The sequence below is a fragment of the Paenibacillus sp. FSL E2-0178 genome (assembly GCF_038593005.1).
Taxonomy (GTDB): domain Bacteria; phylum Bacillota; class Bacilli; order Paenibacillales; family Paenibacillaceae; genus Paenibacillus_AQ; species Paenibacillus_AQ phytohabitans.
This window is the reverse complement of record NZ_CP151953.1, coordinates 7,870,100-7,882,282: the sequence shown is the minus strand read 5'-3', so window position 1 is coordinate 7,882,282 and position 12,183 is coordinate 7,870,100. Positions and strand designations below refer to the sequence as shown.

Below are 12,183 nucleotides of genomic sequence, written 5' to 3'. Positions count from 1 at the left end.
GCGTATGTACACGCCAAGAATCCGCCCTGCAGGCAGCGCCCGTCCGTCACTGGATATTCAGGCCGAGCCAGGTGCAGTCATCCTGCAGCGTTGCTCCGGCAAATCTCTCGAGCAGATACCCGTACTCCCGCCCCAGCTCATCACTGTTAAACAGCAGCTCCATCCCGTCACTATAAAAGCAAAACCGGTCCCCGGATTGAAACGGGATGGTCTTCTCCTCAAATTCACTGCTCTCAAACATGCCGAGCGGTGCCCCCTTAACGGTAATTCTCTCGCAGTCCCTGCCGCGGGGAACATAGAGAAACTCATTAATTCCGGCTCCGGCTGCCTTGAGCAGTCCTGTCCCGAAGTCGAGCAGGAAGCAGCAGCCCGCGATATAATCCTCGCCCAGATGCTGCAGCGCTTTGTAATTCAGATCGCGCAGTACCTGTACGGGGTCCTGTGTACATGACAGGCTGTCCATGAACAGCACCCGTAGGGCCGAGATATTCAGCGCTGCAGTAATCCCCTTACCGGTCACATCACCGATAATGCCAATGACCTGTTCTTCGTTGACCTTATGGAAGATGAAGAAATCGCCGCTTAAGGTTCGGGCCGGGATGTAGAGCTTCTCCAGAACCGCCTTGCTGTCCAGCGGGAAGGATACCGCATGCCGGTGCTCCTGAAGCCGGACTGCCCGCTCCACTTCCCTTTTACTCTCGGTAATATCCCTGAACACCAGCTGCAGCGCCTTCGCTTCTTCATATATGACCGGCACCCCGGAAATTTCAAGATCAAAGCTACGGTTGTCCTGCCGCCTGATCAGCCGCTGTTCAATGCGGAAGCGTTCTTTCAATAGACCTGTTGTCTTGAGCTTGTTATGCTCTGCACTCTGGAAGTACACCTCATTGAAGAAATCCTCAATTCTTTTGCCGGTCAGCTCCTGCTTCTTGGCGCCGAACATCCGCTCTGTCTGCTTATTGGCGAACAGGATAGTGCCGCTGCTATAGACCAGAATAGCCTCGGGGCACAGCTCGACCAGATCTCTGTACCGTTCTTCACTTTCTCGAAGCCGCTGCTCGGAACGGACCCGTTCGCTGATGTCGTGAATTACGGTGTATACACAGTTTTTGCCCAGCATCGTCATCATGCCGGTATGAACCTCCACATCAATGGGCTCTCCGGTGGCCAGAACATGCCGGTCGATGAACACACGGTTCTTCTGGTCAGCGCCCTCAGGCAGCGCCTTCTCTACAAATTCCTGAACCCCTGATTTCGGGTCAGCCGCCAGATCGCAGATCAGAAGCTGCCTGAACTGCCGGATGCTGTAGCCGTAGAACTCGCATGCTGCCCGGTTGGCATCAGCAATTCCGCCGTTCTCCGGGTCCACCAGCAATGTAATGAGATGATTATTCTCATAGATGCAGCCATAATGCTCCATGCACTGCGCCGGACTGGGGGAGCGATGCAGATTCTTACACGGTTTATCTGTTGCCATTTCACAAGCCTCTATTCTATTCAGCTTTAAAGTCTCCCCATTATATTCAATAAAATGGAGATAAGCCGTGAATTCCGACACAGTTAGACAGAAAAACCCGGCCTGCGGCATGAAAACATGACCACAGTCCGGGTTTTTACCTAACATCCTTCATTAAAATAGCAGGCAGAAGCTGATTCTTACAGCTCTGTCAAAATGATGGTGCCCTGCGGAGTTACCGCCAGCGTATGCTCATATTGTGCCGACAATCCGCCGTCAAAGGTACGCGCTGTCCACCCGTCCGCATCAACCTTGGTCCGGTAGCTGCCGGTGTTCAGCATGGGTTCAATGGTGAACACCATACCTTCCTTGATGCGCGGGCCTTTGCCTGCCGGGCCATAGTGAGGCACATCAGGCTTTTCATGCATTTCAGAGCCGATGCCATGCCCGATGAAATCACGGACTACGGAGAAGCCGTTAGCTTCCGCGTATACCTGGATGGCATGAGCGACATCACCAATCCGGTTGCCGGCCACAGCCTGCTCAATGCCTTTGAACATAGCCTCTTTGGTGGTAGCCAGCAATTTGTCCGCCTGCTCGCTAATTGTGCCAACGCCATAGGACCAGGCTGAATCTGCCAGCCACCCGTTCAAGTTGACTACCATATCAATTGTTACAATATCTCCATCCTTCAGCTCCTCGTGCTTGGGGAAGCCGTGGCAGATGACATCATTCACAGATGCGCAGGTCGCATATGGATAGCCATGATAGCCTTTTTGTTCAGGGGTAGCCCCCTGGGAGAGAATGAACTTCTCAGCAAACTGGTCAATCTCCCAGGTCGTAATTCCGGGCTTCAGCATCTGAGCGATTTGCCGGTGGCATTCGGCCAATATTTTGCCAGCCGCACGCATTTTTTCGATCTCTTCCATCGTTTTCATGATGATCATTAAATTCGCCTCTTCTGTACAGAAGCCACTACTCACAGCAATGGCTCTTGGTTATGATTTTGTAGTGCTACTCTATATTATGTAAGAAAACCGCCGGAAATCCAAATTCATTCTGTGAATTGTAGCAAATTCACTGCTTTCTCATAAAATAAAACAGTGCAGGGTTGTGTAGGGAGGGATTTCGGCAGCGCATGAACAAGAAAACGAAACACCGTATCAGAACCACCGGCAAAACCATTCGGCTGCATCCCAGATCCAGAAAGCTTATTGCTCATACGGTAATCCGGGCACTCAAAAATATAAATATAAATCAACAGAATGTATCCGCTAATCTTCCGCAGCCTGCCAAGGCTGTTGAGTTCAAAAAACTGCGGGTTCTACTCGTATCCGCCATGCCGGAAGAGGAGCTGTGGCAGACCGAACAGCTGATTGCCGACCAGTTCAGGCTGCTTACCAAAGAAGTTGTAGCCATTAAGGCATTCCAGAGCTTCTCTACAGCGCTGGTCCAGCTCAATCCGGATCTGCTGCTGGTCGTCGGAGGCGATACAGACTTCTCGGACAATGATCTGGAGGTGATCCGCAGAGCCACTCTCCAAAAGGCAATCTGGCTCACCGACAGCTCCGGCACGAGCAGCTCAACCGGGCGTCTGGCAGCTCTGTTTAACTATGTCTTTACGCAAAATATGTACCATATCCCATTTTATCAGCACTCCGGCAGCAGTTCTGTTATGTATCTGCCTTTTGCTGCGGACCGGAACCTGTTCAGTCCAAAATATGTGGATGAAGCCTGCCGCTGCGATGTGCTGCTGCTTGGCGACGCACTTCCAGCCGGTATAGCCTACCTTCACGAGCTCTCTCCGCTGCTCAGCGGCTGTAAGGTATATGCAGCCGGCAAAGGCTGGGAGGAATATCCCGGAATTACCCCGGTATCTCCTGGTACAGAGCTGCAGGATTATTACAATGGCGCCGAGATTATTATCCACTGGGGCCAGCCGCCGCTTCGGGCTTTTCAAATCGCTTCCTGCGGGGCTGTCCAGCTGGTAGAGGATCATCCCAATCTGTATGCATTTATGAATCCCGGTGAAGACATCATCACATTTCACACCGGCCAGGAATTGAGCGAGAAGCTCAGCTACTACCGAAGCCACCCGGAGTCCGCAAGGGCGGTGGCTACCCGTGCCTTATGGAGGAGCACCTACGATTACTCATTTATGCAAATGGCGGCGAAGCTGCTGCATACTGTTTTTAACAGTTAAACGGGGAGCCCGCAACAATAACCAGTGATTACCTGCAGCAGAATTGGGAGGTAGGTGGATTGAAGCTCATCGCTTTTTTATTGCCGCAATTTCATGTGATTCCCGAGAACAGCCTGTGGTGGGGGGAAGGCTTCACAGAATGGACCAACACCAGGAAAGCTGTTCCGCTCTACTCAGGACATCAACAACCCAAGGAACCGCTCGAACAGTATTATTATGACCTGACGGACGCAGCAGCGAGAAACTGGCAGGCAGAAGTAGCCAAAGCCTACGGCATCTATGGGTTCTGCTACTACCATTACTGGTTCAAAGGCAAGCCGCTGCTGGAGCAGCCCTTGAAGCAGATTATGAAGTCCGGCGAACCGGATTTTCCGTTCTGCCTCTCCTGGGCCAATGAATCCTGGACCCGGAAATGGGACGGCGGAGAGCATGAGGTGCTGATCCGCCAGGATTATGGAGATGAACAGGATTGGGAGAACCACTTTCAAGAGCTGCTGGGCGCCTTCAGGGATAAACGCTATATCCGCATCGGCAACAAACCATTATTCATCATATATAGACCGGGGAATATTCCCCGCTGCGAAGAGATGCTGCAGTTCTGGAATACCCTTGCGCTGCAGAATGGCCTGGATGGTATTTATTTTGTCCGCACACTGGGCGGTTTCGACATTCCGGGCCAGGGTGGCTTCGATGCCAATGTGGAATTCGAGCCGCATTACACCTTTGCCCACGGCAATACAGAACGTCTGTGGAATTACATGATTATCGACGGGCAGGAGCATCTCGTCTTCGACTATGACCAGGTCTGGCTGTCAATCCTGAGCAGGTCTCCCCACCGGAACGGAGGCAAAATATTTCCGGGAGCCTACGTGAACTGGGATAACACCCCGCGGCTGGGCAAAAGGGGACAGAGCTGTATAGGGGCTTCGCCGCACAAGTTCGGCTGGTATCTAGCGAAGCAGATTGAGAGAGCCAGAACCCTGTATCAGAGTGAGTTCCTCTTCATTAATGCATGGAATGAATGGGCTGAAGGTGCGTTTCTGGAACCGGACCAGCAGCATCGCTTCCGCTATCTAGAAGAGGTCAAGAAAGCGCTGGAGCAGACGGGGAGCCTTCCTTCTATAAATTCCCGCAGCTAGGCAGTCTGCATTACACTACGCCAGATGAATAGCCAGGCTCGGTGTCCCGCTGCTGACATCGATAAAAATAACATAATCCAGACCATCTGTGCCCTTTAGCACCAGACCCGGCTGATTCGGCACAGGCAGGAAATAATGTCTGACCTGCTGGATTACTGCCACGCCTGCTGGTAAGGAGGGCTGGTTACTGGCTGACAGCCGGCCTACCGCCAGCACATTTCCGCCTGCATCGACATCTCCGCCGGTTGCCAGGCTGTTGACAATGGACTGGTTGCCGTTGATCTGCATATCTCCCGAAACTGTTTCATTGCCTACAATGTTTAAGGCTCCCATTATTGTTTGATTTCCATTGACCTGCAGGTCCTGCTGAATTGTCTGGTTCCCTGTGACAAGTATGCTGTCGAAGGTTGGCAAGGCTATCATCCCTTTCAATCGGTGATACTATACTATATGTGATTATCAGTAGATGGATATAGTACAACCATACATTTCATAGAAATAATAAAAGAACCTGTCCCTGTGTCATTAGGGAGCAGGTTCTTTCGTATATGGAGAAAAGGCAAACCTAGTCGTGGAAGTTAAGTCCCGAAGTAACGGCTTTGACATAGCCGCTGCGGATAACGAAATCTCCGAAATGCTCACCCGTACTGCGTTCTTTGGCATAACGGTGAATGATCGGCCCGAGAGTGTCGAGAATCTCCTTCTCGTCAATGTTCTCCTTGTACAGCTTGTTCAGCCGGTCTCCGGTAAAGCCGGCACCCAGGTACAGATTGTATCTGCCCGGGCCTTTGCCGATGAACGAAATCTCGCCAAGCGCAGGCCGGGCGCAGCCGTTAGGGCAGCCGGTCATACGGATGATGATCTCTTCATTACGCAGGCCGGCTTCATCAATGATGACTTCCATTTTATCGAGCAGAAGCGGCAGATATCGCTCAGCCTCCGCCATCGCGAGACCGCAGGTCGGCAGCGCCACGCAGGACATAGCGCTTCTGCGCAGCGCGGAATGATGAGCTCCGTCGGTCAGCCCGTATTGCTTGGCAAGCTCGGCTACCTTGCGTTTCTTCGCATGGCTGACACCGGCAATGATCAGATTCTGATTCGGCGTCAGGCGGAAATCCCCGCCGTGAATCTTGGCGATCTCCCGCAGGCCTGTCATCAGCGGATACCCCGGGACATCCTGAATCCGTCCGCTCTGGATATACAGCGTCAAATTCCATTTGCCGTCGAAGCCTTTCACCCAGCCGTAGCGGTCACCGTTGTGGTCGAAATGATATTCCCGTGCCGGTTCAAGCGTCCAGCCCAGCCGCTCATGCAGCTCGCCCGTGAACCATTCCAGACCGTGGCGGTCGATCGTGTACTTGAAGCGGGCGTTCTTGCGGACCGAACGGTTACCGTAGTCACGCTGAATGGTGACGGTCTTCTCCGCCAGATCAATCATCTGCTCCGGACGGCAGAAGCCGATAATCCGCCCCAGCTGCGGATACGTGCTGGTGTCACCATGCGTCATCCCCATCCCGCCGCCGACCGAGACATTGAAGCCGGCCAGCTTCCCGTCTTCCAGTATAGCAATGAAGCCCAGGTCCTGGGAGAACACATCTACATCATTGGAAGGCGGCACCGCCAGGCCAATCTTGAACTTGCGGGGCAGGTACACAGGCCCGTAGATCGGTTCAACCACCTTGCTGTCCACTACCTTCTCGCCATCCAGCCAGATTTCATGGTAAGCCGCGGTGCGCGGGGCTAAGTGGTCACTGATTTTTCTGGCCCACTCGTTTACCTCGGCATGCACCTCTGACTGATACGGATTGGGTCCGCTCATGACATTGCGGTTGACGTCACCGCAGGCTGCAAGCGTAGTCATCAGCGTATCATTAATTCCCTTGATCGTCTTTTTCAGATTCCACTTGAGTACGCCGTGCATTTGAAAAGCCTGTCTTGTCGTAATACGCAGTGTGCCGTTGCCGTATTTCTGGGCCAGATCGTCCATTACGAGCCATTGCGCCGGTGTCGCCACTCCGCCTGGCGCTACAACACGCAGCATGAACTGGTAAGCAGGCTCCAGCTTGGAGCGTTCACGCTCACTGCGCAAATCCCGGTCATCCTGCATATAACTGCCGTGGAATTTCAGCAGGCGGTTGTCATCCTCCGGCAGCCCTCCGGTGATCGGGTTGCTGAGGGTTTCGACAAGTGCACCGCGCAGATAATTGCTCTCCAGCTTAATATGTTCAACATCACTCGGGGGTCCGCCAATCGGCTTCACCGCTGGTTCATTGTTTGCCATTATTGATCCTCTCCTTCCGCATTGCCTCGCACTCTTCAAGAATTGTATCGTAAGCCCAGCGGAGGTTCCTCCGCTGAATATCATTTAATATACATCACGCTGATAACGCTGCTCCTGCTGCAGATTCTCCAGATAAGCGGCTGCCCCTTCCGGGCTCAGTCCGCCTTCCTGCTGGATTACTGTAACCAGCGCAGCGTGTACATCATGGGCCATATGCTTCTCGTCTCCGCATACATAGACATGTGCACCCTCCTGCAGCCAGTTGTACAGCTCCCGGCTCTTCTCCAGAATGCGGTGCTGTACGTAAACTTTCTCATCCGTATCTCGTGAGAAGGCAACGTCCAGCCGGCTAAGCACACCGTCCTTCAGCATTCTCTGCCAATCCGTCTGGTAGAGGAAGTCTGTGACGAAATGCCGGTCGCCGTAGAACAGCCATGACTTGCCCTGTGCCCCCTGCTCTTCCCGTTCCTCCAGGAAGGAGCGGAACGGGGCGACACCAGTACCCGGTCCGATCATGATCACCGGCGTATCCGGATTTGCCGGAAGCTTAAAGTTCGGATTGTTCTGGATGTAGACCGGCAGTGTAGCGCCCGGCTCTGCACGTTCCGCACAATGTACGGAGCAGACTCCGTAGCGTTCACGTCCATGCGACTCATAGCGTACAGCCCGTACCGTGAAGTGTACTTCATCCGGGTTGGCATTATAGCTGCTGGCAATGGAATACAATCTTGCCGGCAGCTTGCGCAGAATCGTCACGAAGCTGCGGGCCGGAACTTCCCACGGTGCGAAATCCTGAATCAAATCCAGCAGATCACGCCCATGGATGTAATTCTTCAGCTCCTGCTGCCGGTCCGGGGACAGCAGCTCCTGCAGGGCAGGCGCAGAGTTCAGCTTGGCTGCCTGCTCCAGCAGCGGTTTCGTCAGTACGGTAATTTCGTAATGCCGCAGCAGTGCTTCATGCAGTGTGCCCTCTTCCCCCTTCTTGTTCAGGGGAACGGATTCACCCGCCTCCCAGCCCATGGCAGCAATGATATCCTGCACAAGCTGCGGGTGGTTCTCCGGATAGACTCCGAGCGAATCACCCGGCTCAAACGTAATATTCGAACCGGCCAGCGACAGCTCCAGATGGCGGGTCTCACGGTCTGAGCCGCGTCCGTTCAGATTCAGATTCTCCAGCACCTCGGCATGGAACGGATGGTTCCGTGAGTATGCCGATTCCAGCGATACTGCGCTCTCGGCTGCCAGCACAGCCTCATCCGCGATCCCAGCAGCCTGCTGCGAACCGGAACCGCTTAGCGAGCGGATTACATGCTCGAACCATTCCGCTACAGGCTCATCATAATCGAGATCGCAGTCCGCACGCGGTGTTAAGCGCTGTGCGCCCAGTTCTTCCAGCTTCTGATCGAAATCTTTCCCGGTCTGGCAGAAGAATTCATAGGAAGTGTCGCCGAGTGCAAGTACCGAGTAACGCAGCTGCGGAAGCTGCGGGGCTCTTTTACTGTAGAGAAATTCATGGAAGGCACGGGCATTATCCGGCGGCTCGCCTTCACCATGGGTGCTGACCAGCAGCAGCAGATTCTCAATCTTCTTCAGTCCATTCGGCTTGAAGCTGTTCATTGCGGCAACCGTAACCTTGAAGCCCTGCTCTTCCAGCTTGCGCGAGAGGCTCGCCGCCAGCCGCTGGCAGTTGCCGGTCTGGGAGCCGAACAATACGGTCACCTCACGGGATACCTCCGGCTGTGGCATTGCGTTGGTGGACGTTGACACTCCTGCTGCCGCCTCAGCAGCAAGGGGGAGCACCGCCGGGCCTGCTTGACCGGTGTCTCCCAGCAGAGACAACGCGGATAAATAACCGCTTAACCATACCTGCTGCGAATGGGTCAGCGTCGGCAGCAGCTGGTTCAGAAGCTCAGCCTGGCTCTCATTAAAGGGACTGTTCGTAACTTGTAATTGCAACAATATCGACCTCTCCTTAACGTGCAATCTTCTATCCTCTTAACATCATGAGTTCAGGCTAACACATTAATAAGAAACGATCAACGAAGCAGATAACAGACATTTTATGGTCACAAAGCATAATAAAGGTATAAAACACACAAAACCCGCCTAAATCACAGTAAAAAGCTCTGATTTAGGCGGGTTCATTACAAATAATGATAACTTGTATTAGATAAAATGATAAACCGGAATAGCTTTAGGACCGCTTTTCTTCCCCTGACCGGGCAGCTTTGTGTCCGAAGTGGTCGACCAGCAGGTAGACTGCAATCAGAATTGCCCCGGCATTAATCGCCAGATCCGCCAGATTGAGAATCCCCCCGCGGTTACCGAACACTAGAAAGTCCGTTACCTGATGGTAGATCACACGGTCAATCGCATTGCCGAGCGCTCCGCCGACCAGAAAACCGCTGGCTGCCTCAAGCAAAGGCCCGCGAATCTTGCCCTGCCGCCGGTAATAGAACACTGCCGCTACAAAAACAACAGCGATTATGGAGAAATACTTTCCGTAGCCCTGAAAGGAACTGAAGGCTGCCCCGCTATTCTCATAATAGACGAACTGCAGGTGCGGACTCCAGAAGGGAATCCTCTCCCCAAGCGCCATATGAGTGCGGACCAGCCATTTGGCGGCTTGGTCAACCAGCACTACCAAAATGGAAATCAGATAAAAAAGCATTTGCCGCCACCTCATCCCCCTGTGATATCATCAGAATGATTTCACTTCTCGCCTTCTAGTCTATCACAGGTAAGAGCCGGGATTCATCCTGCCAGCTCCAGCGGACAGGCCGCTGTCCCGGCCAGTAGCTGCTTGTTACATGATATGGGGCATTGGTTAAACACTCTTAGATTCATTCCTATCTGGAGGGTGGTAGCCAATGGAGTACGGATCGATATTCATTAAGCTGATCGCCGGTTTTATCGGATTATGGGCAATGACCCGATTGCTGGGCAAAAAAGAGATTTCCGCCCTAACCCCATTCGATTTCATCTCCGCCGTTATTCTGGGGGATCTGGTCGGCAATACGATTTACGAGAAAGAGAATTCTGTGCAGATGCTGCTGTTCACTCTGGCTGTCTGGACGGTGCTGTCCATCACCTTCGAGAAGATTACCCAGCATGTCAGCAAGCTGCGCAAGCCCCTGGAAGGGGAGCCGGAAATTCTCATCCGGGATGGTGCCATTGATCTCCATAAGCTGCGCAAGAACAATCTGGACTTCGAGCAGCTCCGGATGATGCTGCGGGCGAAGGATACCTTCTCCATAAACGAGGTTGCTTATGCGATCTATGAAACGAACGGCTCGCTCAGCATTCTGAAGAAGCCGCAATATGAACCGGTAACCCGGGAAGATCTGGATATTGACGCGAAGGGAGTTAGTCTTCCGCAATGCGTCGTTGAGTCCGGCATCATTCAGCGTCCGGCGCTTGAGAGTCTCGGCAAACACGAAAGCTGGCTGCTCCAGGAGCTGCGGAAGAGGGGTTATCCTGAGCTAACGTCAGTGGCTTATGCCGAACTGAATGAAGAGGGGGAGCTGTGCGTCATCGAAGCCGCCACGCATCAGGCAAAACCCGGTGAATTCTGAGCGGCTTCTTAGACCCAAACAGTGAAAGGACTTTAACAAAAAAGGGCCGGACTACCTCCCAAAGGATAGTCCGGCCCTTTTTACTTTAATAACTTGAATTTGTATTGCATTCCGGCAATTACAATCTTACCAGGCGTAGGCTTCCGGTGCCGGCTTGCCCGGTCCGGGGAAAATCTCGTCCAGCTTCTTCAGCACAGCTTCATCCAGTACAATCTCCGTAACACGCAGCGAATCCTCGAACTGCTCTATCGTACGCGGCCCGATAATCGGCGCTGTTACAGCCGGATTGGCGAGTACCCAGGCCAGAGCAACCTGATCCTCATGCTCGCCCAGCTCCTTGCAGAGCGCGGAGAATTGCTCCAGCTGGCTGCGGTGCTGCTCCAGCTTGGCGGAGCGGGCGCTGCGCACACCCGTCTTGGACAAGGCGTTGCGGCCGAGCAAGCCTCCGGCCAGCGGACTCCATGGAATGACGCCCAGCCCCAGCTCCTTGGATGCCGGCAGCACTTCAAGCTCCGGTGTCCGTTCCAGCAGGTTATACAAATGCTGCTCGGACACAAGGCCGAGGAAATGGCGTTCTTTGGCCTTAGCCTGCGCAGCGGCGATATGCCAGCCGGCGAAATTGCTGGAGCCGATATAATCAGCTTTGCCCTGGGAGACAAGAATTTCAAATGCGCCCCACAGCTCTTCCCAGGATACATTCCGGTCAATATGGTGCATCTGGTAAAGCTCAATATGATCCGTCTGCAGACGTTTCAATGAGCCTTCGAAATGCCGTCTGATCTTATAAGCGGACAAGCCGGATCCGGAATTGGGTCCGTCCTGCTCGTCGAACATGTCATTGTACACCTTGGTGGCCAGCACAACCTTCTCGCGCCGTCCGCCCCCCTGCTGAAACCAGCGGCCGATAATTTCCTCGGTCCAGCCGCGGCGTTCCTGGCCGCCGTACACATTGGCCGTATCGAAGAAATTGATTCCCGCATCCAGTGCGGCATCCATAATCCTGAACGCTTCCTTCTCCTCGGTTTCCGGCCCGAAATTCATCGTGCCCAGACATAATTGACTGACCTTCAAACCGGATTTACCCAAATAGCTGTACTTCATCGCATTTCCTCCCATTCATTTCGGTTAGGTTGTCTGCATCGGGTCTAATATAATCCTTAGAGTAGGCTCTAAGGCAAGCTTTTTGTTGAACAAACTTCAAAATACAGTATTACTGGGCCGGGTAAGCGCTGGGTTCTTCGCTCATGAGGGCCTTAGCAGCCCAGCACAGACATGTGGTTACGCGGACTGAGATTCCCTTATTTGCGCAGATCAAGGTGATTTGACGGCTATCCGGACTCAGAATCGCTTATTCGAACAGATACACCTCATTTCAAGCCTAATTGAACAATATAACGGATTCTCAGTCCGTTTCAGCTGTGATAAGAGCTTAATCGTGAATATAAGGTCTTCTCAGTCCGCTTCATCCTGCTTAACCAGCAAACTGAACAACGCATGAAGACTTCTGTGATGTTCTGTTTATGCTTATA

10 protein-coding genes are annotated in these 12,183 nt (G+C 53.2%); 3 read left to right on the top strand and 7 right to left on the bottom strand.

Annotated elements, in window-relative coordinates; translation table 11 throughout:
- Positions 1-46: 46 nt before the first annotated feature.
- Together MHI42_RS33945 and map are read right to left on the bottom strand one after the other, a co-directional pair.
- On the bottom strand, positions 47-1,477 hold the full coding sequence (locus tag MHI42_RS33945) for a PAS domain S-box protein (RefSeq protein ID WP_342422029.1): 1,431 nt from the start codon (positions 1,475-1,477) through the stop codon (positions 47-49).
- 179 nt (positions 1,478-1,656) lie between these two features.
- Positions 1,657-2,403, bottom strand: a complete 747-nt coding sequence (gene map / locus MHI42_RS33940) for a type I methionyl aminopeptidase (protein WP_039293962.1) — start codon at positions 2,401-2,403, stop codon at positions 1,657-1,659.
- Between the two features lie 191 nt (positions 2,404-2,594).
- On the opposite strand from map, the gene MHI42_RS33935 reads away from it, so the two are divergent.
- Together MHI42_RS33935 and MHI42_RS33930 are read left to right on the top strand one after the other, a co-directional pair.
- Complete coding sequence (locus MHI42_RS33935; RefSeq protein ID WP_342422028.1) at positions 2,595-3,659, top strand: glycosyltransferase; 1,065 nt, start codon at positions 2,595-2,597, stop codon at positions 3,657-3,659.
- A gap of 59 nt (positions 3,660-3,718) precedes the next feature.
- Positions 3,719-4,798, top strand: coding sequence for a glycoside hydrolase family 99-like domain-containing protein (locus MHI42_RS33930; RefSeq protein WP_342422027.1), 1,080 nt, complete (start codon positions 3,719-3,721; stop codon positions 4,796-4,798).
- Between the two features lie 15 nt (positions 4,799-4,813).
- Here MHI42_RS33930 and MHI42_RS33925 read toward each other — a convergent pair whose 3' ends face one another.
- The 4 genes from MHI42_RS33925 to lspA form a co-directional block, all read right to left on the bottom strand.
- Positions 4,814-5,131, bottom strand: coding sequence for a hypothetical protein (locus MHI42_RS33925; protein WP_246354201.1), 318 nt, complete (start codon positions 5,129-5,131; stop codon positions 4,814-4,816).
- Between the two features lie 232 nt (positions 5,132-5,363).
- The gene (gene cysI / locus MHI42_RS33920) at positions 5,364-7,079 is read right to left on the bottom strand and encodes an assimilatory sulfite reductase (NADPH) hemoprotein subunit (RefSeq protein WP_342422026.1); all 1,716 of its coding nucleotides are present in this window, start codon (positions 7,077-7,079) and stop codon (positions 5,364-5,366) included.
- A gap of 84 nt (positions 7,080-7,163) precedes the next feature.
- Positions 7,164-9,035: an assimilatory sulfite reductase (NADPH) flavoprotein subunit gene (locus MHI42_RS33915; protein ID WP_342424853.1), complete on the bottom strand. Its 1,872-nt coding sequence runs from the start codon at positions 9,033-9,035 to the stop codon at positions 7,164-7,166.
- Between the two features lie 238 nt (positions 9,036-9,273).
- Positions 9,274-9,750, bottom strand: coding sequence for a signal peptidase II (gene lspA / locus MHI42_RS33910; RefSeq protein ID WP_342422025.1), 477 nt, complete (start codon positions 9,748-9,750; stop codon positions 9,274-9,276).
- A 199-nt stretch (positions 9,751-9,949) separates the two neighbouring features.
- Between lspA and MHI42_RS33905 the strand changes: the two genes are divergently transcribed.
- A complete protein-coding gene (locus tag MHI42_RS33905; protein ID WP_342422024.1) occupies positions 9,950-10,654 on the top strand; it encodes a DUF421 domain-containing protein in 705 nt (234 codons plus the stop codon).
- A 126-nt stretch (positions 10,655-10,780) separates the two neighbouring features.
- Here the strand turns inward: MHI42_RS33905 and MHI42_RS33900 are convergent, their stop codons facing one another.
- The gene (locus tag MHI42_RS33900) at positions 10,781-11,755 is read right to left on the bottom strand and encodes an aldo/keto reductase (RefSeq protein ID WP_171716590.1); all 975 of its coding nucleotides are present in this window, start codon (positions 11,753-11,755) and stop codon (positions 10,781-10,783) included.
- Positions 11,756-12,183: the final 428 nt, after the last annotated feature.

Coding starts and splice junctions, on each gene's coding strand:
- MHI42_RS33945 (WP_342422029.1), bottom strand. CDS start 1,477: ATGGCAACAGATAAACCGTGTAAGAATCTGCATCGCTCCCCCAGTCCG.
- map (WP_039293962.1), bottom strand. CDS start 2,403: ATGATCATCATGAAAACGATGGAAGAGATCGAAAAAATGCGTGCGGCT.
- MHI42_RS33935 (WP_342422028.1), top strand. CDS start 2,595: ATGAACAAGAAAACGAAACACCGTATCAGAACCACCGGCAAAACCATT.
- MHI42_RS33925 (WP_246354201.1), bottom strand. CDS start 5,131: ATGGGAGCCTTAAACATTGTAGGCAATGAAACAGTTTCGGGAGATATG.
- cysI (WP_342422026.1), bottom strand. CDS start 7,079: ATGGCAAACAATGAACCAGCGGTGAAGCCGATTGGCGGACCCCCGAGT.
- lspA (WP_342422025.1), bottom strand. CDS start 9,750: ATGCTTTTTTATCTGATTTCCATTTTGGTAGTGCTGGTTGACCAAGCC.
- MHI42_RS33905 (WP_342422024.1), top strand. CDS start 9,950: ATGGAGTACGGATCGATATTCATTAAGCTGATCGCCGGTTTTATCGGA.
- MHI42_RS33900 (WP_171716590.1), bottom strand. CDS start 11,755: ATGAAGTACAGCTATTTGGGTAAATCCGGTTTGAAGGTCAGTCAATTA.